General features: G+C 39.8%; 23 protein-coding genes. 16 read left to right on the top strand and 7 right to left on the bottom strand.

Features of this window, described 5'->3' with window-relative positions:
* Positions 1 to 93 precede the first annotated feature (93 nt).
* Positions 94 to 2,394, top strand: coding sequence for an outer membrane protein assembly factor BamA (gene bamA, locus SULAR_RS06870; protein WP_008244401.1), 2,301 nt, complete (start codon positions 94 to 96; stop codon positions 2,392 to 2,394).
* Between the two features lie 50 nt (positions 2,395 to 2,444).
* On the opposite strand, the gene SULAR_RS06865 is transcribed toward bamA, so the two are convergent.
* The 5 genes from SULAR_RS06865 to plsY form a co-directional block, all read right to left on the bottom strand.
* Positions 2,445 to 3,968: a Ppx/GppA phosphatase family protein gene (locus tag SULAR_RS06865; RefSeq protein ID WP_008244399.1), complete on the bottom strand. Its 1,524-nt coding sequence runs from the start codon at positions 3,966 to 3,968 to the stop codon at positions 2,445 to 2,447.
* A 7-nt stretch (positions 3,969 to 3,975) separates the two neighbouring features.
* Positions 3,976 to 4,227, bottom strand: coding sequence for a YfhL family 4Fe-4S dicluster ferredoxin (locus tag SULAR_RS06860; protein WP_008244398.1), 252 nt, complete (start codon positions 4,225 to 4,227; stop codon positions 3,976 to 3,978).
* Positions 4,228 to 4,517: 290 nt separating this feature from the next.
* Positions 4,518 to 5,192, bottom strand: a complete 675-nt coding sequence (gene hsrA, locus SULAR_RS06855; RefSeq protein ID WP_008244396.1) for a homeostatic response regulator transcription factor HsrA — start codon at positions 5,190 to 5,192, stop codon at positions 4,518 to 4,520.
* A gap of 74 nt (positions 5,193 to 5,266) precedes the next feature.
* Positions 5,267 to 5,593 (bottom strand): dihydroneopterin aldolase, encoded by a 327-nt coding sequence (locus SULAR_RS06850; RefSeq protein WP_008244395.1) that lies wholly within the window; start codon positions 5,591 to 5,593, stop codon positions 5,267 to 5,269.
* Between the two features lies 1 nt (position 5,594).
* Positions 5,595 to 6,218: a glycerol-3-phosphate 1-O-acyltransferase PlsY gene (plsY, locus tag SULAR_RS06845; RefSeq protein WP_008244393.1), complete on the bottom strand. Its 624-nt coding sequence runs from the start codon at positions 6,216 to 6,218 to the stop codon at positions 5,595 to 5,597.
* 80 nt (positions 6,219 to 6,298) lie between these two features.
* Between plsY and nadA the strand changes: the two genes are divergently transcribed.
* From nadA to SULAR_RS06770, 15 genes are all read left to right on the top strand, one after another.
* Positions 6,299 to 7,306 carry a quinolinate synthase NadA gene (nadA, locus tag SULAR_RS06840; RefSeq protein ID WP_008244391.1) on the top strand — a complete coding sequence of 336 codons (1,008 nt, stop codon included), beginning with the start codon at positions 6,299 to 6,301 and terminating at the stop codon, positions 7,304 to 7,306.
* Positions 7,306 to 8,124 carry a carboxylating nicotinate-nucleotide diphosphorylase gene (gene nadC, locus SULAR_RS06835; protein ID WP_008244388.1) on the top strand — a complete coding sequence of 273 codons (819 nt, stop codon included), beginning with the start codon at positions 7,306 to 7,308 and terminating at the stop codon, positions 8,122 to 8,124. Before nadA ends, nadC begins: the two co-directional genes overlap by 1 nt.
* 66 nt (positions 8,125 to 8,190) lie before the next feature.
* Complete coding sequence (locus SULAR_RS06830) at positions 8,191 to 9,159, top strand: bifunctional oligoribonuclease/PAP phosphatase NrnA (RefSeq protein WP_155993808.1); 969 nt, start codon at positions 8,191 to 8,193, stop codon at positions 9,157 to 9,159.
* Positions 9,149 to 10,540, top strand: a complete 1,392-nt coding sequence (locus SULAR_RS06825; protein WP_008244385.1) for a M23 family metallopeptidase — start codon at positions 9,149 to 9,151, stop codon at positions 10,538 to 10,540. Before SULAR_RS06830 ends, SULAR_RS06825 begins: the two co-directional genes overlap by 11 nt.
* Positions 10,541 to 10,631: 91 nt before the next feature.
* Positions 10,632 to 11,516: a UDP-3-O-acyl-N-acetylglucosamine deacetylase gene (gene lpxC / locus SULAR_RS06820; protein ID WP_008244376.1), complete on the top strand. Its 885-nt coding sequence runs from the start codon at positions 10,632 to 10,634 to the stop codon at positions 11,514 to 11,516.
* Positions 11,497 to 11,967 carry a hypothetical protein gene (locus SULAR_RS06815; protein ID WP_008244375.1) on the top strand — a complete coding sequence of 157 codons (471 nt, stop codon included), beginning with the start codon at positions 11,497 to 11,499 and terminating at the stop codon, positions 11,965 to 11,967. The genes lpxC and SULAR_RS06815 overlap by 20 nt, the downstream gene beginning before the upstream one ends.
* Positions 11,968 to 12,064: 97 nt before the next feature.
* Complete coding sequence (thrB, locus tag SULAR_RS06810) at positions 12,065 to 12,946, top strand: homoserine kinase (protein WP_008244374.1); 882 nt, start codon at positions 12,065 to 12,067, stop codon at positions 12,944 to 12,946.
* A gap of 35 nt (positions 12,947 to 12,981) precedes the next feature.
* Positions 12,982 to 13,236, top strand: a complete 255-nt coding sequence (locus SULAR_RS06805) for a DUF448 domain-containing protein (protein WP_008244372.1) — start codon at positions 12,982 to 12,984, stop codon at positions 13,234 to 13,236.
* A gap of 29 nt (positions 13,237 to 13,265) precedes the next feature.
* Positions 13,266 to 15,920 carry a translation initiation factor IF-2 gene (gene infB, locus SULAR_RS06800; protein WP_008244370.1) on the top strand — a complete coding sequence of 885 codons (2,655 nt, stop codon included), beginning with the start codon at positions 13,266 to 13,268 and terminating at the stop codon, positions 15,918 to 15,920.
* A gap of 103 nt (positions 15,921 to 16,023) precedes the next feature.
* On the top strand, positions 16,024 to 16,410 hold the full coding sequence (gene rbfA / locus SULAR_RS06795; RefSeq protein WP_008244362.1) for a 30S ribosome-binding factor RbfA: 387 nt from the start codon (positions 16,024 to 16,026) through the stop codon (positions 16,408 to 16,410).
* Positions 16,400 to 16,831, top strand: a complete 432-nt coding sequence (gene rimP / locus SULAR_RS06790; protein WP_008244361.1) for a ribosome maturation factor RimP — start codon at positions 16,400 to 16,402, stop codon at positions 16,829 to 16,831. The genes rbfA and rimP overlap by 11 nt, the downstream gene beginning before the upstream one ends.
* A gap of 30 nt (positions 16,832 to 16,861) precedes the next feature.
* Entirely contained in the window at positions 16,862 to 17,854 is a 993-nt protein-coding gene (gene ribD, locus SULAR_RS06785; RefSeq protein ID WP_008244360.1) for a bifunctional diaminohydroxyphosphoribosylaminopyrimidine deaminase/5-amino-6-(5-phosphoribosylamino)uracil reductase RibD, read from the top strand.
* Positions 17,844 to 18,581 carry a bifunctional demethylmenaquinone methyltransferase/2-methoxy-6-polyprenyl-1,4-benzoquinol methylase UbiE gene (gene ubiE / locus SULAR_RS06780; RefSeq protein WP_008244359.1) on the top strand — a complete coding sequence of 246 codons (738 nt, stop codon included), beginning with the start codon at positions 17,844 to 17,846 and terminating at the stop codon, positions 18,579 to 18,581. Before ribD ends, ubiE begins: the two co-directional genes overlap by 11 nt.
* A gap of 23 nt (positions 18,582 to 18,604) precedes the next feature.
* A complete protein-coding gene (gene xseA, locus SULAR_RS06775) occupies positions 18,605 to 19,855 on the top strand; it encodes an exodeoxyribonuclease VII large subunit (RefSeq protein WP_038000227.1) in 1,251 nt (416 codons plus the stop codon).
* 49 nt (positions 19,856 to 19,904) lie between these two features.
* Entirely contained in the window at positions 19,905 to 21,722 is a 1,818-nt protein-coding gene (locus tag SULAR_RS06770) for a GGDEF domain-containing phosphodiesterase (protein ID WP_008244357.1), read from the top strand.
* A gap of 654 nt (positions 21,723 to 22,376) precedes the next feature.
* Here SULAR_RS06770 and groL read toward each other — a convergent pair.
* Together groL and SULAR_RS06760 are read right to left on the bottom strand one after the other, a co-directional pair.
* A complete protein-coding gene (gene groL / locus SULAR_RS06765) occupies positions 22,377 to 24,005 on the bottom strand; it encodes a chaperonin GroEL (RefSeq protein ID WP_008244355.1) in 1,629 nt (542 codons plus the stop codon).
* A gap of 16 nt (positions 24,006 to 24,021) precedes the next feature.
* Positions 24,022 to 24,288 carry a co-chaperone GroES gene (locus SULAR_RS06760; protein ID WP_008244354.1) on the bottom strand — a complete coding sequence of 89 codons (267 nt, stop codon included), beginning with the start codon at positions 24,286 to 24,288 and terminating at the stop codon, positions 24,022 to 24,024.
* Positions 24,289 to 24,299: the final 11 nt, after the last annotated feature.

The following is a 24,299-nucleotide window of genomic DNA, read 5'->3' as shown; positions in this document are numbered from 1 at the left end:
TTTTTGAAAGAGTATAGCATGATTTATCTGTTTCTTATGAGATTCTTATTGAAAAACAGATAGAATAGTGGCAAATTACACGAAGGCTTAATGATGATCAAAAAGACGGTACTGGCTCAGATATTACTTTCTTGGATGCTTATAGGTTCACTCCTTTCAGCTCAGAAAGTCACACAGATTAAATTTGAAGGTCTTTCGCATCTTTCTCCAACATCTGCAAAAGAGATCGCCGGCATCCATGTAGGTGAAGAGATAAATGCTGGAAAGATCAATACTTCCATTAAAAACTTTTTTGCGCAAGGATATTTTAAAGATGTGTGGGTAGACCAACAGGGTGGGGTACTGATTTATCATTTTAAAGAAAAAATGGCTATCGCAAATGTCGATATCAAAGGGTATGGATCAGGTGATGATGGTATGAAGCTTTTGGAGGGTATAGGCCTTAAAAAGGGTGATCTCTATGATGAGAGACGTGTGAAGAAAGCCAAAAGAACACTGATCGCCAAGTTGGAAAGTCAAGGCTATTACGACACAGTGGTTGATGTGAGTACAACTCCTATAGGGGAAAGCAGTATTGCGATCGTGTTTGATGTCAACAAAGGTGAGAAGATCATTATCGAGGAACAAAACTTCGTAGGTGCTGAGGAGTTGGTTCAAAGTGATCTTGAATTGGAGCTGGCGAACAAAGAAAAAGATTTTCTTGGTTGGATGCCTTGGAGAAATAACGGTGAAGCGACGGTAGATCAGCTTGAATATGATGCGTATAGAGTCAAAGATGTGTATATGAGACATGGGTATTTGGATGCTTATGTAAGTAAACCGCTGATGAGGGTAGATTTTGGTTCTTATAAGGCTAAAGTAGATTATCAAGTCATTGAGGGTGTACAGTATCGTGTAGGAACCATAGGTATCTCCCAGGATGTCAAAGGGCTTGATACCGAAGATCTCAAAGATGAACTGATATTGAAAGAAGGTAAGATATTTAACATTAAGCGTATGCGAAAAGATATAAGTATTTTGGAAGAGGAGGTAGGTAACCTTGGTTATGCATTTGTCAAAGTTTCTCCGCAAATGCATAAAGATCCCGAAAAGAAGATCATTAACCTTAATTATGTGGTTCAACCTGGAGAAGTTGTGACGATCAATGATGTGATCATTTCGGGTAATGACACGACTAAAGACAGGGTGATCCGCCGTTATATCTATTTGGCACCTGGCGATACATTCAGTGCCAGAGATCTTAAAGACTCAAAGAATGCCTTGGGAAGAACAGGATTCTTTGAAAAAGTCGATGTTGAGAGTCAAAGGATCTCAGCAGACAAGATCAATCTTCTTGTAAAAGTCAAAGAGACCTCCACAGGTACGATCTCTGCGGGAGGTGGATACGGAAGTTGGGAAGGGTTAATGTTTAATGCCTCCATTTCAGACAGAAACTTCTTTGGTTCGGGTATTAATACAACTCTAGGCTTTGAAGTATCAAAAAGGTCAACCAATTATACGCTCTCTTTCGTCAATCCAAAAGTGTGGGACAGTATGTATAGTCTGGGTGTAAGTCTTTACAAAAAAGAGTATGAGTATATAGATTATACACAAGATCAGTTAGGTGGATCAGTGAACATAGGAAGGGAATTTTATAGATATTTCCATGCTTCCGTGGGGTTGGGATATGTTGATAATCAGTCAACGATCAATGATACAAATACGACACTGTTCGATAACTATTATTTTAATCTTTATAATGATCAGTATAAAAAGACTTCCTTGTTTGCAAGTATAAGTTTTGACAACACAGATGATTTCTATGTACCAAGAGAAGGAATGATCGCAGCTTTGAATTTTGAATATGGACAATTGGATGGAGATGACTTGAATGCAACTGAACAAATTGACTATCCTGGTGGATATGCCAATATTCTCAAAACAAGTGCAAAAGTAGGTTTTTATTATGGATTGGAAGATTGGATCGATTATGATCTTATCTTACGCCTTAAAGGAAGAATGACAACGATTGCAAGCGATAGTGATACATATCTTCCTATTGCTGAGAAACTCTATTTAGGGGGGATAGGATCAGTCAGAGGGTATAACCCTTATTCTCTTTCTCCATTGGACCCAACGACTTCTACGCGTACGGGGGGTAAACATAGAGCCTCTGCAAGTGTGGAAGCAAGTATTCCTCTTTCTGAGGCAGCAAAGATGAGACTGGCATTCTTCTATGATTACGGTATGATCGGTGAGGATAGTTTTAATGAGATCACAAGATCATCTACGGGTGTGGTGGTTGAGTGGCAGTCAGGATTTGGACCGATCAATCTCGTATTCTCGTATCCGATAGATGAAGAGGTTGATGATCGAACACAAGCATTTGAGTTCTCCATGGGAACCAAATTCTAGAATCACCCCATTCAAAAGGCAAGGTTTACTCCTTGCTCGCTGCCTCCTATTTAAATCCCCAATTTTTTATTTTTAGGCAATGTACTTTCATCTTCTATAATGATGGCAAACGGTATGGGTTTTTCTAAAGCTTTTACTTTCTCTTTTGCCAAGTATAAGGGTATGTCAGAGATGATACGAAGTGTTTTATTTGTATAGGTAAATGTGATGCCGGCATTGTTAGAAGCTTCTTGTAGAAGTACGGTAAGCGTATAGATAAAGCTTAGCCAAAGCAGTGTACTTTTTGCCGGAAGAAGTGGTTTGTAGTGTGTAAAGAGAGGTTTGTTTAAAAGCTCTTTTTCATTCATCCGCAACAGGAATGATATAAGAAGTATCTCTTCATGGGTAAAACCATGGTTGAGCTCTTGCATGGCGATATAAAAGGCATGTTGATGTGATCTATAAACCGTCAGTGTTTGTCCAATACTGGAGAGTTTTACTGCCCATAGAAGTTCTTTTTCATACTGTTTATCATCATTAATATCTTGTTGCAGCACTGTATAAAGGTTTGAAGCCAGTTTACGTTTCGTTTTCTGGTTTTTTTGTATATTGACCAAAGGTTGAAACCTATCTAAGATAGAGGTAACACTGGGATTAATACGGCTTGGGAATTTGAGGTTGTCTTTTTTAAGAAGTTGCTCAAGATATACCCCTTCTCTTACACCGGCTGCACTTGAGATAACCGTTTTTGTACCGATATGAGAAAGGATTTCATTGAAGATCAGTGTCCCTTCGCGTATCGTATCGTAGCGGTTTTTTTTCAATCCAAAGCGTTTAAGGTTTTTGGCACTGGAGAGAGGGATGGCATCGAGGTAGGATCTATGTTCATTCACGTTATAGGTAAAAGCATGGAGTTTATCTAAAGGGTATGCAACTTGTTTCATAATACCCTTAGAGAGTGTTCTTGCAGTCCCACCTATACCAATGGCCAGTGTATGTCTAAAATGCTCTGGAAGCTTCTCTAATTCATGTTGTATGTATACTTTAGCTTTTTCATTGATCTCTGAAGGGTTCACACCTTTGTCAAAAAAGAGTTCTTTGAGTCTTACGGTACCAAGATCAAGGGAGTAGGTATCGACGATGTATCCATGTTTTATAAGTGTCATATCGGATGACCCCCCCCCGATATCTATACTGATCCCTTCACTGATAGGCAGTAAATTCACTGCAGCTATACCACCATATTTTGCTTCTTTGTTGCCATCGATCACTTTGATGGAAAGTCCAAGTTCTTTTTTTATCCATTGGACAAACTCTGTTCCGTTCGGTGCATCTCTCAGTGCAGACGTAGCAACACAAAGTGTTTTATTTGCCTGATATTTGTCTATGGTGTGAAGGAAGGATTTTAAGGTGAAGTAGGCTCTTTTGATACCAATGGGTTGAAGATACCCCTCTTTTTCATAAGCAGTTTCACCAATACGAACTTTGGATTTTTGTTCGCAAATCAGATGAAAGCCATATCGACTTGTTTTTTCAAAGATCACAAGTCTTGCTGAGTTCGAACCGATATCAATGATAGCAGTTCGTTTTGACATAGATTATTTACTCTTCTTCTTGCAGTTTATCATATTTGAATTTTAACTCTTCAACGGTCTCACTATTGTCAGGATCGGGGATAATACAGTCTACAGGACAAACCGCGATACATTGAGGTTCGTCAAAATGACCTACACACTCTGTACATCTGTCAGGATCGATAATATAAACCGGATCATTTTCTTCGATTGCCTCATTAGGACACTCTTCTCTACATGCATCACATGCGATACATTCGTCAGTAATCATTAATGCCATGGTTTCCTCTGTCTTATGTTATTTATACGAGTTATAACGGAACAAAGCTTATGCTTAAATTAAATTATCTGTGAATTTATAATAAAATTTTACTTTGGTAGTTTTTCGGTAAAATAGAACAGGATGCATCATCTATTTTCCTAGCAATTTTGTACCATATTTTTTGATGAAATCATAGACTCTATCTCTCATGATAGCATGGTAAAAAGGAGTAGTTTTATATGCTGAATGAAGTGTTTTCATCCAAATGAGGAGGAAAATACTTCAATGTGCTCTTAGGAGCGTTTGATCTATGAGATCTTTTTAGGAAAACAGAATCTATAACCGCGTCTTCTGACCGTTTCGATCGTAGTGATATCTAAAGGTTTATCCATCTTTTGACGGATCTGGTTGATGGCAACTTCAATGACATTCGGTGTTACCAGCTCCGGTTCTTCCCAGATCGCATCAAGCAGCTGTTCTTTAGAGACGATCTGATCTTTATGCATAGCCAAGTGTGTCAAGACTTCAAATGGTTTACCTTTAAGTTCTATCTCTTCACCCTCATAGATGATCTTCTCTTCTTCAGGATTAATGATGAGGTCTTCTATCTCGATAATGTTAGAAACACCAAATCTTAGTTTTGCCTCAATACGTACCAGTAAAATATCATAATCAAGAGGCTTTCTGACAAAATCATCGGCACCGGATCTCAGTGCTTTGATCTCGCTCTCTTTGTCCTCCCGTTCAGAAAGAACAATGACGGACGTTTTGTGTGCTTCTGTTTTGATAGTAGAGATAATATCCAGATTCTTATCACTGCCAGATGGCCATCCCAGTAGTACTAGATCGTAGTTTCTGATCTGCAGAAAATATCTTGCATCATCAAGATTTTCAGCTACATCATTCTGATAACCTTCCTGTGTCAACGTATCTGAAAGTGTCTTACTCTGTGCCACTTCATCTTCTATGATCAATATTCTCATAACATGCACCTTTTTTGAATCTTTAAGATTTATTTAATATTATAGCATAAAAAATAGCGCTTTTTAAAAAAAATTTAAAAATTCCAAGTTTTACTTAAGGAAACTGTACATTGGGTTAAGATATCCGGTTTGGAAATCTTGAGTGAAAGTGTTTGTAGCTGTGGGTAGGTAGTGTAGAGGATCTCTTTGAGCCCTAAAAGCGCATTTTCCAAAAGTTCATAGCGCTTTTCTTTAAGTTCATTTTGTATCAGCAGTACCATATCTGCATAATCAATGAACTGATCATCGCTGTAATCATAGGAAGCTTGAAGGTTGATGATAACACGTTGAGGTCTGTCTCGCTCAAAGTCCAGTAAGCCGATGATCACATCAAAAGTCAGATCCTCTATGTGAATGGTCATATTAGACTTTGCCTTCTTCTTTTTTGAAGAGTCTTACGATATTTGGAATATGCTTATAAAATATGATGAATGCAATGATCCAAATAGGTGCATGAGAACTTATTCCAGGTACTTCAGGATAGATGAGATAAGAGGCGATAATGAACGCTACGAGCCCAATCAGTGATGAGAGTGATGAGATCTTTAATCCTTTGGCTGCGATCAGCCACACAACAATAGCGATCAACGCAGGGATAGGCATCATAATAAGCAGTACACCAAAGCCGGTAGCCACGCCTTTCCCCCCCTCAAAAAACAAAAATGCAGAAAAACAGTGACCCACGACAGCCAGTACTGCAAGGGTCCAGAGTACGCTTTCGGGTGCATCAAGCATCATTGCCACGAGTATCACAAGCGCACCTTTGATAGCATCTAAGAAGAGTGTGATCGCCCCTAGTTTTTTTGCCAGTTTAGGATCTTTCTCTTTTACTACACGAAGCACATTGGTCGCACCTATATTACCGCTACCGGCTTCTTTGATGTCAACCCCTGCAAATTGTTTAGCAAGCAGGTATCCAAAAGGGATCCCGGCTATAAGATAGGCTGCGAGATAGAGTAAAATATTCTGATTTGTTAAAAAGTCCATGATCCGTCCACAATAAAAATTTATACTGCAATTTTAACCGAATTTTGATAAAATAGCCACAATAGATAAGGATATATAAGATGAGTATAGATTATAAAGCAGAAATAGACAGACTAAAAAAAGAATTGGATGTTACAGTAGTGGCACACTATTATCAGCGTGATGAAGTCTTTGAAATGGCTGATATCACGGGTGACAGTCTCGAGCTGGCACGCAGATGTCAGGCAGATACAAACCCTTGGGTCGTTTTTTGTGGTGTCGGTTTTATGGGGCAAAGCGTCAAGGTTATTGCGCCTGAAAAACGTGTACTCATGCCAAAGATCGCCTGTTGTGCTATGGCACGTATGATGGATGGATCGTATTTTGACGAATCGGTACAGTATATGGTAGACAGAGGTATTGCCAAAGAGAATATCCTGCCTATTACCTATATTAACTCTGATGCTTCAGTCAAAGCAAAGGTAGGAAAGATGGGTGGACTTGTATGCACCTCTTCCAATGCCTTCAAGATCATTGAGAAAGGTTTGGAGAGCGGGAAAAAGATCCTCTTTGTCCCAGATAGATGTCTAGGGCAGAACTTTGCGATACAGATGGGATTGAAATCTTGTGTGATCGGTGTAGAGGAAGAAGGGAAAGAGTGTGATCCTAAAGAGGCAGATATCATCTGTTTCAATGGTTTCTGTTCTGTACACCAGCTCTTTACAGTAGATGATGTTGAGTTCTACCGAAACAAGTACCCTGGCATTAAAATCGCTGTACACCCAGAATGTGATCCAAGTGTGGTGCTTGCAGCAGATTTTTCAGGTTCTACCTCACAGCTTATCAAGTATGTTAATGATCTTGACCCTGAACAAAAAGTAGCCATCGGTACAGAGTACAATCTTGTGAATAGAATGAGAAAAGGGAATACTTATGTCCTCTCCTCCACTAAACCAGAGTGTCCTACGATGAATGAAACAACGTTGGAAGATCTCTACAATACACTCAAATCGATAGAGGATAACAAGCCTATCAATGAGATAGTAGTGGACCCTGATACGATCAAATATGCCAATGTGGCATTAGAACGCATGCTGGCGATAAAATAATGTTAAAAGAGAAATTTTTAAAGGCTTTAGTGGCCGAAGACCTAGGACGTGGAGACCTTTTCTCTCGTATCAGTACCAGTAAGCCCATACGCGCATATATTATTGCAAAAAGTGATGGTGTATTGGCAGGTCAGGAGTATATAGATGCCTTTGCAAAAATGTATGACCTGACACTCGAGTGGAAAAAAAATGATGGCAGCCGTTTTAGTAAAGGTGAAAAGCTTCTTTTTATCTCCGGAGACTCAAAAACCATTCTCTCTTTGGAACGTTCTATTTTGGATATGGTCATTCATGCAAGTTCTATAGCGACCTTGACGGCTTCCTATGTGGATGCCATTAAAGATACGGGCGTGAAGTTGCTGGATACAAGAAAAACAAGACCTTTATTACGTGAGTTTGAGAAGTATTCTGTACGCTGCGGTGGGGGGATCAATCACCGTATGGGCTTAGATGACTGTCTTATGCTCAAAGATACACATTTACAGACCATAGAGGATCTTGATGCTTTTATGGAAGAGGTACGACAAAAAATACCTTTTACTTCAAAGGTTGAGATAGAGTGTGAAAGTTTGGAAATGGCCAAGAAAGCCATGCAAGCGGGAGCAGATATTGTGATGTGCGACAATATGTCTACAGAAGAGACCGTAAAAGTTGTTGCATATAGAAATGAACACTATCCTCATATTTTGCTTGAGGCCAGTGGGAATGTGACACTTGATACGATCAAAAAGATTGCCGATACGGGAGTCGATGCTATTAGTTCTGGAGCTATTATTCATCAGGCAAATTGGATAGATTTGTCTATGAAGGTAGAGTAGTAACACTTCATTAACACTCTTTGTATATAATCTCAGACTGTGTGAATTAAACTATGAAAGAATAAAATGATGATTGAGAGTATCCCTTATGAAGAAGTCAGATCTAAGATAGCGTCTGCACATTCTGTCAGCATACTTTCGCACCTCAATCCGGATGCTGATACTTTGGGTACGGCTTTGGGTATCTATGCATTGTTAAGTAAAGATAAAAGGTTAAAAGTTGAAATAGTGAATGCTTCAACTGAGTTACCCCTGTATCTTAATTTTTTACCACACTTTAAAAAGATCAAGCATCATATGGATTACGCAGACAGTTTGATAATCTCCTGTGACTGCGGGAGTGTGGATAGACTGGGGTTTGATCTGGAGGGTCGAGATATTATCAATATCGATCACCATCAGAGTAATACATGCTATGGAAGTATCAACGTGGTGATACCAGAGTATGCCTCTGCATCACAGGTGGCCTTTGCATTGTTTAAAACACTGTGTCCTATCAAGGCTGATGCAGCGACTTGCTTTTACACAGCACTCCTTTCTGATACACGGTTCTTTACAACATCCTCAGTCAATGAAGAAGTGTTTACCGTAGCACAAGAGCTTGTTCAAGCGGGTGCTTTACCCGATGAAATTGCGTGTCATTTTACGCAGAGACGACCATTGAGTTCATTGCGCATTTTACAAAGGGCTTTAAGCTCTTTATCTTTATACCATGACGCGGAGATAGCTACACTTATGGTAACAAAAGAAGATATAAGTGCAGCAGGTGCGACCGTACCTGATATGGAAGGTGTGGTAGATTATGCCAGATCTTTAGCGACGGTTGAGATAGCGATATTTGCGATGGAACTCGAGAAGGGTATTCGTATCTCTCTACGCAGTAAAAAAGTAGATGTTTCCAAAGTGGCTATGGCTTTTGGAGGTGGTGGGCATAAGGTAGCTGCAGGCTTCATGCTTGCTCAAAGTGGGTTACAAGAAAGTATCGATACAATTTTAGAAAAGATAGAAGAATTAGGATTATTGGATGAGAAATAGAAGTGGTAAAAAAAGCGGAGCAAAACTAGCAGGTGGATTATTTTTAGTGGTATTGGTAGCTTTAGTTGCTGGAGCAGGGTATGTCTATACGGCACCGGAATTTGAAAGAGTAGTCCCGACAGTACACAGTGAACAAAATGTCTTTTGGAACCGTAAAGATCCATTGAAAGTGCAACTTTCTGACAATGAAGGATTGAAAAGTTTTCAACTGATCCTGAGTGACGGTACAAACAGCCTGATCGTTGGAGAGGGAACTTTGGAAGGAAAACCAAAAGAACAAATGCTTTTGGTGAACTATCCTCAAAGCAAGACACTGGATCCAAAAGCAACCAAACTAAAATTAAAAGTCTTGGTCACTGACAGCAGTCTGTGGAACTTTACGCAGGGGAATAAGAGTGAAAAAGTGATCGACATCAATGTTGATTTCACAAGACCCAATGTCAATGTAGTCGCAAACTCTTACAGTATTACACAAGGCGGAAGTGCTTTGGTTGTCTTTCAAGCAGATGACGAGAATCTAGAGACACTTTATGTAGAAGCAGGTGAAACAAAGTTCAAAGCACAGCCATATAAAAAAGAAGGATACTATGCAGCACTGATAGCATGGCCTTTCACTCACACAGAGTTTAAAGCGAAGGTAGTTGCAATAGATGCTGCAAAAAATGAACGTACGGCTGATATTCCTTTCTATCTCAAAAACCATCAGTATCAAGTGTCATGGATCAGAGCAAAAGACCACTTCATAGACGGAAAGATCACGGATCTTGCATCAAGTGATCCTGAATATGTGCATATCGATGATAAATTGGAAAAATTAAAAGCGATCAATGAGACCATGCGTTTGAAAAACGAAGCGCTGATCCACTCCTTAAGCAAAGAGCTCTCTTCAGATGTCTTGGAAAGTTGGAAAATAAAAAAATTCTATCCGCTTAGAAATGGACAAAAGGTTGCAAGTTACGGCGATGAAAGACATTACTACTATGGAAACAAAGAGAATGAAGTTTCTCAATCTTATCATGTCGGATATGACTTGGCGAGTACAAAAATGGCGACGATCAAAACGTCTAATCCCGGTAAGGTCGTCTTTGCCAATGAAAATGGGATCTATGGAAATATGCCTATGATCGATCATGGATTGGGTCTCTATTCACTCTATGGGCACTGCTCTCAGCTCCTGGTCAATGAAGGCGATGAAGTGAAGACGGGAGATGCCATAGCAAAAACAGGTGTTTCAGGTCTGGCATTAGGTGATCACCTCCATTTTGGTCTTTTGGTTCAAGGTATAGAGGTCAGACCCGTAGAGTGGTTCGATCAAGAGTGGATCAGAAAAAATGTAGACAATGTTTTTAAAGCTGCTGACAAGATCATTCAGGGGAAGTAGCCTAAAAATTATACAGAGTAAAGTATACACTTTGCAATAATTATTATATTATACTATAATACGCCAATAAAAAATGAGAAAGGAGGAAGCTATGCAACAAAGAACACTGAAAAAAGCTGTGGAAGTTGTAGGTATAGGTCTGCATAAAGGTGAACCGATCAAGTTGAGACTTGAACCGCTTGATGTAGATTCCGGTATTATTTTTTATCGTGAAGATCTGGCGATGAGAATACCGCTTTCTCCCGACTCGGTCATTGATACACGTATGGCTACGGTCATAGGGAATGAGAAAGGGTATATCTCGACCATCGAGCACTTTCTTTCTTCCGTCTACGCGTACGGTATAGACAATATGCGTGTGATCGTGGATGGAAACGAGATGCCTATCATGGATGGATCCTCCATCTCTTTTTGTCTTTTATTGGAAGAGGCAGGTATCCATGAACAGGATGCTCTAAAGAAAATTATCCGTGTGAAGCAGCCTGTTGAGGTACGAGAAGGTGATAAATTTGTGCGTTTGTTACCGCATGAGAGCGCAGAGTTTGATTTTCGTATCAAGTTTGATCATCCCGTCATCGGTGATCAAAAAGAGCATTTTGAGTTCAGTACCAAAGCGTTTGTAGAAGAGATCGCAAGAGCAAGAACCTTTGGATTTGCTAAAGATATACAGTATCTGCAGAGTCAGAACCTGGCGCTTGGTGCAACACTGCAAAATGCCATAGGGCTGGATGACCATAAAGTACTTAATCCTGAAGGGTTGCGTTTCGAGAATGAATTTGCAAGACACAAGATCTTGGATGCCATGGGTGATATGTTGGTCGCCGGTCATAATATACTAGGTAAATATGAATCATTTGCAGGCAGTCATGATCTCAATTATAAACTTACATCCAAATTGCTCTCAGACAGTAAAAACTATGATCTTGTAGAAGTAGAAGAGTTACAAAGTAGAACATTTGCAAAAAGCTTTGCCTAAGAGATACGAACTCCTCGTTATATCCATCTCTTCACCTCTGTTGTTGGGGGTCTATGAAGAGGGTAGGCTTATTGAGACGATATCCAGTGAGTTAAAAACTTCCGAAATCCTTTTACCCCTGATCAAAGAGTCTCTGGACAAATATGATATCAGCAGGATAATCTATACCAGAGGTCCCGGTTCATATATGGCTATCAAACTCACCTATATCATGCTTAAAACGATAGAGATTCTGCAAGGTATAAAGTGTGCTGGGTGTAGTGGTTTTGCCTTAAATGGTGGGGAACCTATCAAAGCGGTAGGAAACCTTTATTTTATCAAGGAAAAAGAGACTATAATTACAAAAAAATTTGAACAAGCGATCAATGTGAAGTTTACATTGCCTCAGAGTATTCAAGATCTTGAATTAGATGAAGAATCAACACCTGAGTACATACTGCCAGCTGTTTAGAATCCTGTGATCAGTTACATGATCGACAGCTGGAGTTGACAAAGTGTCAGCGTAGTTTTTGGAGAAATCTCTAAAAGCGTTCAAAATAAGGACAATGATGTTTATAAGCGTACCTGCAACCTCTGCAAACTTAGGCCCTGGATTTGATACCTTGGGTCTTGCTGTAGACCTAAGAAATGAAATTACGATCACACCTTCAAAATTTTTGAGTCTTTCTACTCATGGAGAGGGTGATGACAATCCTAAAATAAAGAAGAATTCTCTGTTTTTAAGTATTTTTAATGAAAATTATAAAAGACTTACCGGAAGAGATGATAATTTTAGATTTGAGTTTCATAACCGTATTCCCATCTCAAGAGGACTCGGCAGTTCTTCTGCAGTGATTGTGGCTGCATTGAGTGCAGCGTATACGGCAGCAGATAAGAGATACAATAAAAGAGAGATACTCAACCATGCACTGCGCTATGAACATCATCCGGACAACATCACTCCTGCAGTCATGGGCGGGTTCAATGTCGCTTGTGTAGAGGGTGACAGGGTCTACAGCAAAAAAAGACGTATGCCTGACTATCTGAAAGCGGTAGTAGTGGTACCTAACCGCACTATATCGACGGCAAAATCGCGTACAGTGTTGCCTAAAATGTACAGAAAAGAAGAGACAGTCTATTCTCTCTCCCGCTCGTCTTATATGACAGCACTTTTTATGAGCGAATCCTGGGACCTTTTGCGTATTGCATCCAAAGACAAGCTCCATCAGGCAAGACGAATGAAAATGATGCCTGAATTGTTTGATGTACAGAAGTTGGCACTGAAGCATGGTGCACTGATGAGTACACTTTCAGGTTCAGGTTCTACATTTTTTAACCTTACCTACGAGAAAGATGCCAATAAAATAGCACAGGCACTGCAAGCACGTTTCCCGCAATTCAGGGTTTTTATTCTCTCTTTAGACAATAATGGTGTCATCACGAAGAGTTAAGCTGTACGCTTAATCTCTTTTTAGGTATAATACGCATGAATAAATCACAGCCAACACGTATGTGCATCGCCTGCCGAAGTAGACTTCCTCAAGACACTTTGATTCGTTTAAAACAAGAGGGTAGCGAGGTAGTAGGATTTGATGGTAAAGGAAGAAGCTTTTACCTCTGTGATATTTGTGTAAATAATGAAAAAAAAATCAAAGGCTTAGTGAAGCGTTTTAAACAGGATGAAGAACGATTTACCAAGTTGTTAAAAGCGTTGGCAAATGAAGCCGACACATGCAACTAGTTGCAGTATATTAAAGGAGTTAATCAAGAATGGATAAAGTTAAAATCCAAGAAATAGCAGATGAAGCAGGATTGTCAAACGCAGATTTGCTAGACAAAGCCAAAGAGTTAGGGTTTGATGTCAAAGCAGCCAATAGTACTATTAGTATGGAAAATGCTGGTATCCTCGTAGATTATGCGATTAGCGGAACATTGCCAAAAGGGTTCAAGAAACCTGGTAGCAAAGCAAAAATTACTGTCGTCAAGAAGAAAGAGGAAACTGTAGAGAAAAAAGTTTCAACACCTTCAGATGAAAGTGAGACTGTAGCAAAACCGGCAGCTGAAACTACAGTTGATACTTCTAAAGTAACGATAGAAGAGAAGGTTGAGGAAGTGGCTCCCGATAGCACTGAAAAACCTGCAGTTAAGAAAGTGAAGAAACGTAAAGGTATCTCTGTTGTAAGTAAGAAAACAGAAACTGAAGCACCTGCGACGATAGAAGAGTCTGAAGATAAACCACAGAAAAAAACACTTTCTCGAGGTGGCATTAAAATTGTAAGAAAAGCAAAACCTGCACCGGTAAGAGCTGCAACGAAGATCTCTATGGATGAACAGACACCATATGTATCAAAGAAGAAGCCTAAAAAAGTTGCAGAAGCAAGAGACAGCGGTACCAAGATAGACATTTTCAACCATGACAGTATGAGTGGTGATATCGATAGTGGTTTTGGGGAAGAAGAAGTCGTACTCTTAGATTTCTCTGATAAAAATATTTATGAAGATATGATGCGTCAAGAGCAGAAACGTAAAGAAGAAGCGAAGAAAAGAGAGCTTGCAGGTGTAGGAACTGGTAAAGGCAAACAAGCATTCCGTCCTCAACAGAAACGTTCACTGAAGCGTGGAGGTAAACGTAAGAAGTATGAGAAAGCTGAAAGCACAGAAGTGGTGACTTCAGTAGAGATCCCTGAGAATGTAAGAGTTTATGAGTTTGCTGAAAAAGTAAACCGTTCTGTAGGTGAAGTGATCGGTGTACTCTTTGCGCTGGGTATGATGGTAACGAAGAACGACTTTTTAAGTAAAGATGAAATTGAAATCCTTGCTGAAGAGTTTGAAGTGGAAGTGACGACTGTCAATCCTCTTGATGAACTTGAAATTGCAGAAGATCATGATGCAGAAGAGGATGAAGCGAATCTTGAAGAGAGACCACCTGTGATCACGATCATGGGACATGTTGACCATGGTAAGACTTCACTTCTTGACAGAATCCGTACTTCAAAAGTGGCAGATAAAGAAGCGGGTGGTATTACACAGCACGTGGGTGCTTACCAGGTAGAGAAGAATGGTAAGAAGATCACCTTTGTAGATACTCCGGGTCACGAAGCATTTACAGAGATGCGTTCACGTGGAGCACAGGCGACAGATATCGTTATTATTGTTGTTGCAGCGGATGATGGTGTTATGCCTCAGACTAAAGAAGCGATCTCACATACCAAAGCAGCAGGAGTTCCTCTTATCGTTGCGATCAACAAAATGGACAAAGAGAGTGCAAATCCAGACAATGTGAAGTCTCAATTGGCAGAGATAGGCGTCATGGCAGCAGATTGGGGCGGAGAGTATGAATTCGTTCCTGTCTCTGCACACACGGGTATGGGGATAGATGACTTGCTTGAAACGATTCTTCTACAAGCAGAAGTGATGGAACTCAAAGCTAATCCAAATAGAAAAGCAAAAGCGGTTGTGGTAGAAAGTTCACTTGAAAAAGGCTTTGGACCAGTTGCCAATGTCATTATCAAGAATGGTACTTTACATGTAGGTGATAATGTGATCGTAGGTAAGACATACGGACGTATCAAAGCGATCAAACTTGATGATGGAAGTAATGCTAAAGAGATCGGGCCAAGTACGCCAGCAGCGATCGTAGGATTGAATGAAGTACCTGGAGCCGGTGATGAACTTATCGTGATGGATACAGATAAAGAAGTACGTGAATTGGCTGAAAAAAGAGCGGAGTATGATAGAGCAAAAGCACTCTCTAAGAGTACAAAAGCATCACTCGATGATCTTTCTGCACTTATCGCTGAAGGGCAGCTCAAGTCACTTCCTGTGATCATCAAAGCGGATGTACAAGGTTCTCTTGAAGCGATCAAAGGTAGTTTAGAGAAGCTTAGAAATGAAGAGGTAAAAGTCAATATCATTCATGAAGGTGTAGGTGGTGTAACAGAGAGTGATCTTACACTTGCAGATGCATCTGAACATTCAGTGGTACTTGGATTTAATGTACGTCCGACTGGTGCAGTGAAAAAGAAAGCCAAAGAGTTGGGTATAGAGATACGTACCTACACGATCATCTATGATCTTCTCGATGATGTGAAAGCGCTTCTTGGTGGATTGATGAGTCCTGTTATTTCCGAAGAAGTAACAGGACAGGCAGATGTACGTGAGACGTTTGTTGTGGGTAAAGTGGGTACGATCGCCGGATGTAAAGTCTCTGACGGTGTGATCACTAGAAACTCTAAAGCAAGACTGATCCGTGATGGTGTGGTCATTTATGAAAGTAAGATCGCTTCACTCAAGCGTTTCAATGAAGATGCAAAAGAAGTGAAGAACGGTTATGAGTGTGGTATCATGCTTGAAAACTTTAACGACATCAAAGAGGGTGACGTGATCGAAACCTTCAAAGATGTTGAAGAACAGGTGACTCTATAAGACGTCATTGGAACAAAGTCCAAATGACAATGCTGACGCTGATGTCATTTCAGGCGTTGGCTTATGTGACTCCTTGTCGCATTATGTATAAGAAAGGTTAAAGATGACACATGAAGAGATCAAAAGACATCGTGTAGAATCTATACTTAAAGAGATTATTCCTGAGGCACTCGGCAGTTTGGATGATGAGCGTATCAACGGACTGACAGTGACTGATGTGGTGTGTTCAAAAGGTAGGTCGGATGCGAAGGTATATCTTGATACCTCCTTCCTTAATGAGAAAGAACAGAATGAAGCGCTTAGACAGTTACGGACTGTAGCAGGATATATACAAAACCATTGTAAACAGAGTGAAGGGTGGTTTAAGGCGCCAAGACTTACTTTCGAGTTCGATCATCAGCTAGAAAAAGTGAGTCGAATAGAAGATCTCTTTAAACAAATAAGTACGAGAAAAACAAAAGATGACGGAGAGTCTACAGATGAATCTTGAAACACAAATCGCTAAAATTATAGAAGCCAATGGTGCATCCCTGTATGATATAGAGATAGTGACAGAGTTTGAAGAGACGATTTTTCGTGTTCTGATAACAAAAGCTGGTGGTGTGGATCTTGATCTGTGTGCAGATATTTCTCACGAACTTTCTCCTTTTTTAGATGTGCATCCTCCTATGAGTCAGAAATACCGTTTGGAGGTCAGTTCTCCAGGGATTGAAAGAAAACTCACAAAACCTGTGCACTTTAAAAATGCGATCGGTGAAAAAGTGAAGCTCAAGATCTCAGGCGGTGATAAAGTGAAAGGAACCCTTAAAAGTGCCGATAACGATGGTATCGTTGTAGAGACAAAGCAGGGTGATGAAAGCTTTGAATATGGAGCATTAGGTACAGCAAAAACCTATTTTGACTGGAACTAGAGTTCACTTTTACAAAAAGGAGAAGTTGCTGTGAGAGATGAGTTTTATATGCAACTTTCCCTGGATAAAGCCTGGGAATACCAAGGCTTGACCTACCCCAACCCTGCAGTAGGTGCAGTCGTTGTACTAGAGGGAAACATTTTATCCATAGAGGCGCACCAAAAAGCTGGCACTTCACATGCGGAAGTGTTGGCATTGCTCTCAGCTTACGAATCACTCTCAAACAGATCTATAGATTTTGATCCCTATGATTCCCATAAGGCACATGCCTTTCTTTTAGCACTTCCCAAAGATTTTTTTGCTCAATGTAGTATCTATGTGACACTTGAACCCTGTTCACATGAAGGAAAAACACCTTCCTGTGCCTCTTTACTGCAGTCACTTGCACTGCACAGGGTAGTGATAGGTACAGAGGATCCTATAGCGGGACATGGCGGTGGGATGAAGCAGTTGGAACATGTAACTGTAGGTGTACTAAAAAAGGAGTGTCAGGCACTGATAGAACCTTTTCTTATTTGGCAAAAGAGGGCCTTTGTATTGTTTAAACTGGCGCAGACGACCAATGGGCGTATCGGTGGGGGTTACTTAAGTTCTCAGGCATCCTTGACCCACGTACATCAGTTAAGAGAAGTGTGTGATACACTGCTTATAGGTGGAAATACGGTAAGAGTAGACAGGCCAACTTTGGATTGCAGATTTATCCAAGCACAGGCACCTGACGTTAAGATCTATGCCAAAGAAGACAACCTTGATAGAGAGATCCCGCTTTTCACTGTTGAGAATAGGCGTGTAGAAGTTATCACTAGATTGGATTTTTTAGAGACACCGTCTTTTGTTTTGGTAGAAGGTGGTGAGGGTATGCTGAAGGCACTTCAAGAGAAGATAGATTGGATGCTTATTTACCAGACACCTAAGCTCTCTACGAATAATTTAACCTATAATACAACTATGAATTTACATTTTTTGTATCAAGATAAAAAAGATAAAGATCTGATGATATGGAGCAAAAAAATTGGGCATTGAGAAATTAACGGATAAAGAAGAGAAACAAGAAAAAATTGTCACAATGTTTGATGATATTGCATCAACCTATGACCTGGCGAACAGGGTATTGAGTTTTGGCATCGACATCCAGTGGCGCAAAAAAGGGTGTGACAAAGCCTTTGAGATCCTGGATAAAAAAGAGTTGACACAGGTGACAGATGTGGCTACGGGTACGGGAGACCTGCTAATCTACTGGAAAGAACAAGCCAAAAAGAATGGTGTCAAGATTGACAAATATGTAGGAATCGACCCTTCTGTAGGTATGCTGGACGTGGCAAGAAAAAAAGTGGATTTCGCAGAGTTCATTGAAGGAAAAGCCCAAAAGCTGCCCATAGAAGATGAGAGTACGGATGTGATCTCTATCTCTTACGGTATTCGTAACGTGGTAGATAGGGTAGAGGCACTGCAAGAGTTCAACCGTGCCTTAAAGCCAAAGGGTATAGTCATGATCTTGGAGTTTACCAAACAAGACAGAAGAGGTGTGGTCAACAAGATCGTTGATTTTGGTATGAAAAAGGTGCTTCCTCGTGTAGGTGGACTGATCTCCAAGAATTATGAAGCCTATAAATATCTGCCGGACTCGATCGAAGAGTTCTTAACCACAGAAATGCTGGCCAAAGAGTTGGAAGAAGCCGGATTTGAGATGAAGTATATCAAATCTTTCTCTATGGGTATCTCGACCCTTCTCGTTGCACAAAAAATTTAACACATAGATCAAAAAGGAGTACCATGAGTCAATCAATGATGAGTGTCTCCTCACTCAATACAAAAATCAAATCACTGCTTGAAGCCACCTTTATGCATATTCTTGTGGAAGGTGAAGTGGCGTCGGTAACTTATCATACATCAGGACATATCTATTTTTCCATTAAAGACCAGCAGAGCAGTATCAAATGTGTCATGTGGCGCTCTTCGGTTTCGAAATTGAAATTCCGCATAGAAAAAGGGATGCATATCGTCATAGAGGGTTCTGTAGGCGTTTATACACCCAGGGGTGAATATCAATTCTATGCGGTGCATGTCGAACCTTACGGAAAGGGTGCTTTGGCATTGGCCTATGAACAGCTCAAAGAACGCTTAAAAGAAAAGGGCTATTTTGATGCACAAAGAAAAAAACCCATCCCTAAACATATTAGAAAAATAGCATTGGTCACAGCAAAAGAGAGTGCTGCTCTACATGATATGCTGAAGATCATTGAACATCGCTGGCCCTTACTAGAAGTCGTGATAGTCGATACATTGGTACAGGGGGATGAAGCCGCTGCCCAGATAGCCCATGCCTTGCACTATGCGGACAGTTTAAGTGTGGATGTAGTGGTCGTAGGACGTGGTGGGGGTAGTGCAGAAGATCTGTGGAGTTTTAACGAGGAGATGGTAGCAGATGCTCTTTTTACGATGCAAACACCTGTAGTGAGTGCCGTGGGACATGAAGTGGATGTGATGATAAGTGACTTTGTCGCAGATCTGCGTGCGCCGACTCCAAGTGCTGCTATGGAGATGATACTTCCGGATATGAGAGAGATACTCTATACTTTAAATGAACTGGTTGAACGATTTACCTATGCGATGAATCAAAAACTGCAGCATCTTGTACGTGAATTAAAACATACAGAAGAGATACTGTTGCGTAGTTCACCTAGCAGACAACTCAAAGAGACACAGATAGAGTTTATACGTTTAGAAGAGGAGTTTAAGCGAATCATGACGTATAAGTTAGAGCGTTTCTCTTCTTTGTTACCTGAAATGTACACAAAGTATAGGCAGAATTTGGTGTTCATTCTTGAGCAGAAAAACCAGTATCTGGAATATATGGATAAAAAATTAAAGATGAATGATCCTAAACTGCAGTGTCGTAAAGGTTGGGCACAAATATCTGCAGAGGAGAAGACCATTGAACTGAGTGCCATTGAAGTCAATCAGAAATTTACGGTCCAAGATGCGGAAACACGAATAGAAGCTTTATGTTTAAGTAAAGCTTGAGTTTTAATATTTATAATATAATTTAGTTTAATACCTTTAGGGTTCAGGGATGGATATCATATTGACAAGATTTCAAGACATTATAGCTCAAATCACACGTGAAGAGTATGCAACAATGGCCATAGTGCTTTTATCTATTCTCTTTGTATTCTATACGTATCTGCTTTCAAGACAACAAAAGAAATTAAAAATAACACTTGAAAATAACTTAAAGGTTTTTCAAAAAGCATTTGATCTTTCTGATGATGCTGTATTGATACTTTCTCCCCAAAATAAAGTGATATATGCAAGTAACGCCATGGTACGATTGCTGGATCTAAAAAGTGATTTTTTATTGAAAACATTTATAAGCACGGCTCAAATCAAAGTAAAAAAAGAGTGGGCAGGATTAAATCAATTTATTCAAGAACATCGTATCACATCTAATAATAAAGTACGTACTTATCCTCATATTACATTAAAAATTTCAGCAGATGATGAGATACCTGTGAATGTATATTTAGATACTATCGTGATGGAGATGCCGAAGGGTGTCTTGTGTGATGTGATATCGATTCAAGATCTAAGCAAAGCCAAAGAACGATCTGCTGCGGACTTTAAACATCCATTGACACACTTACCCAATCAATTACAGGTCTACAATGACCTGCCGGCATTTTTTTCAAAAGCACATTTAGAAAAAAATAAATTGGCTTTAATGCTTATGAGTTTAGACAATCTCTCAAGGTTACGATCCATTATAGGAGATGAACAGGCTAATGATATACTCAAAAAATTTGCTACATACTTGGAGACTTTGACGAAGAATGCAAATGTATCTGTATATCATACGTTTGATAATCATTTTTTGATGACAGTAACGAACTTGCACTCTATAGATGAGGCAAAAATATTTATAGAAAATATCCAGAAAAAATTGGCCACATTTTATAAAATGGATGGTGTACATTTACATCTGACTGCTTCAGCAGGTATAGCCATATATCCAGATAGTGGAAATATACGCCTACTGCTTGATCATGCATATAAAGCGTTGGCACAAGCAGAACAAGAAGGTGATAATAATATCACTGTATTCTTACCTGAAAAATTTACAGCTGCGTATGATGAATTGAGACTTCACAGTGATATGCCGGGTGCATTAAGCAGAGGTGAATTTGAAGTATACTATCAACCAATCGTTCGATCCAAAGATCAGGAAGTTGTAGCAGCTGAAGCACTGATCCGATGGAAACATCCACAGTATGGTATGATCCCTCCGGATGTCTTTATCTCTTTAATGGAGAAAACAGGTTTTATTGTGAAGTTGGGCCAATTTATACTGGATGAAGTTCTGAAACAGCAAAAACGCTGGGAACTGTTCAATTTTAAGAGTATCGAGGTTTCGATCAATGTATCTATGATTGAGATCAATACGGGTGAATTTGTTCAACATGTAGAGAAAAAACTTGCAGAGCATCAGCTTGATCCGGAATGTATAAAATTTGAAATTACAGAGGGTATCGCTATGCTCAATGAAGCGCAGACTGTCAAATACTTTCTTGCATTAAAAAAATTGGGCGTAGGCATCTCATTGGATGACTTTGGTACGGGGTATACTTCTTTTGGATATTTGAAAAAATTTCCTGCAGATATTGTAAAAATTGACAAAAGTTTGGTCGACTATATCTTAACCAACGAAGAAGATCAGAGAATTGTAAAAGCGATCATCGAACTGGCACATACATTAGGCATGAAGATAGTGGTGGAAGGTATTGAAAATAAACAAATGGTCGATATGATAACTTCTTATGGATGTGATTATCTGCAAGGATACCATTTCTCAAAACCATTACCTGTGTTTGAATTTCAAAAACTTATCAGATAATGGGTATTTGACAATCATTAGAATATAGAGAGAAGCTACCGAACAATCTGTTCGGTAGCTTTTACCCCTCATTAGTCTCTATTTTTATTATCTATGATTGCATGAATGACTTTTTGTGAGTTTGGACGTAGTCGGAATGTCTTGTCCTGTTTCTCCAGTCTAGTTTTTAGCGTTAGTTATTGCCACAATTGCACCTGTAGTAATTACTAATGCTGTCAGGATACCAAAAAAGATATATTGTAACTCCATTCTCGTCCTTTCTTCTTTAATTATCAAATAACCAACTCATGCCATACACCATTTCATCTTTAAAAAGTGACGGAAAAAGTTACAAAGGACAGAAACATTTATGGTCTTATCTAGAAGGGGCTACCAGAGAAGTATGCTTCTATACTTTAAGTTATTTTGGGCTGGAAGTATAGCAAAGAAGTGTTAATTCTTCGTAAAGGATTGTACAAACCTAAGTAAATTTAATAGTATTTCTATAGATTTTCAATCTCATTATTTTCATCGATAAGGAAATATCATAAAAGGTCATTCATTTAGGCATAAGTAGAGTGTAAAAGTAAGAAAGTAGCGAGTATGAAGAAAGATCTACCAAACAGGATGTTCAGCAGATCCTCTGAATATTCTGAGTACTAATCAGGAATGAATTTACATCATTCCTGGCATACCACCCATGCCGCTCATATCTGGCTGAGCTGAAGGTGGTTCAGGTATATCTGAAACAGTTGCTTCGGTTGTCAGAAGCAATGAAGCTACAGATGTAGCATTTTGAAGTGCTACACGTTCTACTTTAAGCGGATCAATGATCCCTGCTTCAAGCATATTGACATACTCTCCTGTTGCAGCATTAAACCCTAAATTCGCATCGGTTGAATTAGCGATTTCATTCGCTACTACACCTGCATCAAATCCTGCATTTTGTGCTATCTGCTTCACTGGTGCATAGACTGCTCTTAAGATGATCTCTGCACCTACCGCTTCATCATCTTTAAGATCAAGTTTGACAGCTTGGCTTGCTTTTATCAGTGCAGCCCCACCACCGATAACGATACCTTCATCCACAGCAGCTTTTGTAGCAGAGAGTGCATCGTCCACTCTGTCTTTTTTCTCTTTCATTTCAGTCTCAGTGGCTGCACCTACTTTGATCACGGCAACACCGCCAGAGAGTTTCGCCAGACGTTCCTGGAGTTTTTCTTTATCATATTCACTGGTGGTTGTACCAATTTGTGTTTTTATCTCATTCACACGCGCAGAAACGGCATTGGTATCACCTTTTCCATCAACGATGACAGTATTGTCCTTGTCAATGACCACTCTTGCTGCTTGCCCAAGATCTGCAAGTGTTGCTTTCTCAAGTGTAAGACCAAGTTCTTCAGTGATCAGTGTTGCACCTGTCAAGATAGCGATATCTTTCAACATTTCCTTCTTTCTGTCACCAAAACCTGGCGCTTTCACCGCAGTAATGTTGAGTACACCTTTTAGCTTGTTAAGAACGAGTGTTGAGAGCGCCTCACCTTCAATATCATCTGCAATGATAAGAAGTGGCCTACCACTTTGTTGTACCTGCTCTAACATAGGCACCAGATCTTTCAGTGAAGTCACTTTGCCATCTGTGACAAGAATGATAGGGGACTCAAGCTCACAGGTCATTTTCTCTGTGTTTGTTACAAAATAAGGCGAGATATACCCTCTGTCAAACTGCATACCTTCAACGACATCAAGATCATCGTTGATCCCTTTTGCCTCTTCTACAGTAATGACACCATCTTTTCCGACTCTATCCATAGCCTCAGCAATGAGATCACCGATCGTCTTATCAGAGTTTGCAGAGATCGTAGCCACTTGTGCGATCTCTTTTTTATCTTTGACTTCTTTAGAGATCTTTTTGAGCTCTTCGATGATGGCAGCAGATGCTTTGTCCATACCTCTTTTTACTTCTATAGGATTTGCTCCGGCAGTGATGTTTCTGAGACCTTCTTTAAAGATAGCATGTGCAAGTACGGTTGCAGTCGTTGTACCATCTCCCGCTTCATCGGCAGTATTGGAAGCAACTTCTTTTACCAGTTGTGCACCCATGTTTTCTAGGCTGTCTGCAAGCTCTATCTCACGTGCTACTGAAACACCATCTTTTGTGATATGTGGTGCACCATATGATTTTTGAATCAGAACGTTACGACCTCTAGGCCCCATGGTCACCCTCACAGCATCGGCTAACTTTGTTACACCTTCAAAGAGACCTGATCTTGCTTTATCTGAAAAAAATATTTCTTTTGCCATATATTATCTCCTTAAATTATTTGATTAATCCAAGCACTTCTTTGCTTGTTAATATCAGGTACTCTGTACCTTCGATCATGACTTCCATGCCACTGAAGTTTGCAAAGACTACAGTATCATCTACATTAATACCATCCTCTTTTGCATCAGGACCAACTGCAACGACTTTTCCTTCCAGTGGTTTTTCTTTGGCTGTATCTGGAATATATAGCCCAGAAGCGGTTTGATTTGACTGCTCTTCACGAAGAACAAGCAGTCTGTCTTTTAATGGTTCAAATGCCATAGTGACTCCTT

The organism is Sulfurovum sp. AR, assembly GCF_000296775.1.
GTDB lineage: Bacteria > Campylobacterota > Campylobacteria > Campylobacterales > Sulfurovaceae > Sulfurovum > Sulfurovum xiamenensis.
The sequence above is the reverse complement of the archived record's forward strand: the minus strand, read 5'-3'. Positions and strand labels throughout refer to the sequence as shown.

What these genes read in the sequence shown, in the direction of transcription:
- SULAR_RS06760 (WP_008244354.1), bottom strand. Translation starts at nt 24,288, where the DNA reads ATGGCATTTGAACCATTAAAAGACAGACTGCTTGTTCTTCGTGAAGAG.
- SULAR_RS06825 (WP_008244385.1), top strand. Translation starts at nt 9,149, where the DNA reads ATGAGAAATAGAAGTGGTAAAAAAAGCGGAGCAAAACTAGCAGGTGGA.
- plsY (WP_008244393.1), bottom strand. Translation starts at nt 6,218, where the DNA reads ATGGACTTTTTAACAAATCAGAATATTTTACTCTATCTCGCAGCCTAT.
- SULAR_RS06860 (WP_008244398.1), bottom strand. Translation starts at nt 4,227, where the DNA reads ATGGCATTAATGATTACTGACGAATGTATCGCATGTGATGCATGTAGA.
- SULAR_RS06850 (WP_008244395.1), bottom strand. Translation starts at nt 5,593, where the DNA reads ATGACCATTCACATAGAGGATCTGACTTTTGATGTGATCATCGGCTTA.
- thrB (WP_008244374.1), top strand. Translation starts at nt 12,065, where the DNA reads ATGTTTATAAGCGTACCTGCAACCTCTGCAAACTTAGGCCCTGGATTT.
- lpxC (WP_008244376.1), top strand. Translation starts at nt 10,632, where the DNA reads ATGCAACAAAGAACACTGAAAAAAGCTGTGGAAGTTGTAGGTATAGGT.
- infB (WP_008244370.1), top strand. Translation starts at nt 13,266, where the DNA reads ATGGATAAAGTTAAAATCCAAGAAATAGCAGATGAAGCAGGATTGTCA.
- nadC (WP_008244388.1), top strand. Translation starts at nt 7,306, where the DNA reads ATGTTAAAAGAGAAATTTTTAAAGGCTTTAGTGGCCGAAGACCTAGGA.
- xseA (WP_038000227.1), top strand. Translation starts at nt 18,605, where the DNA reads ATGAGTCAATCAATGATGAGTGTCTCCTCACTCAATACAAAAATCAAA.
- SULAR_RS06770 (WP_008244357.1), top strand. Translation starts at nt 19,905, where the DNA reads ATGGATATCATATTGACAAGATTTCAAGACATTATAGCTCAAATCACA.
- rbfA (WP_008244362.1), top strand. Translation starts at nt 16,024, where the DNA reads ATGACACATGAAGAGATCAAAAGACATCGTGTAGAATCTATACTTAAA.
- groL (WP_008244355.1), bottom strand. Translation starts at nt 24,005, where the DNA reads ATGGCAAAAGAAATATTTTTTTCAGATAAAGCAAGATCAGGTCTCTTT.
- SULAR_RS06805 (WP_008244372.1), top strand. Translation starts at nt 12,982, where the DNA reads ATGAATAAATCACAGCCAACACGTATGTGCATCGCCTGCCGAAGTAGA.
- nadA (WP_008244391.1), top strand. Translation starts at nt 6,299, where the DNA reads ATGAGTATAGATTATAAAGCAGAAATAGACAGACTAAAAAAAGAATTG.
- SULAR_RS06830 (WP_155993808.1), top strand. Translation starts at nt 8,191, where the DNA reads ATGATGATTGAGAGTATCCCTTATGAAGAAGTCAGATCTAAGATAGCG.
- hsrA (WP_008244396.1), bottom strand. Translation starts at nt 5,192, where the DNA reads ATGAGAATATTGATCATAGAAGATGAAGTGGCACAGAGTAAGACACTT.
- SULAR_RS06865 (WP_008244399.1), bottom strand. Translation starts at nt 3,968, where the DNA reads ATGTCAAAACGAACTGCTATCATTGATATCGGTTCGAACTCAGCAAGA.
- rimP (WP_008244361.1), top strand. Translation starts at nt 16,400, where the DNA reads ATGAATCTTGAAACACAAATCGCTAAAATTATAGAAGCCAATGGTGCA.
- bamA (WP_008244401.1), top strand. Translation starts at nt 94, where the DNA reads ATGATCAAAAAGACGGTACTGGCTCAGATATTACTTTCTTGGATGCTT.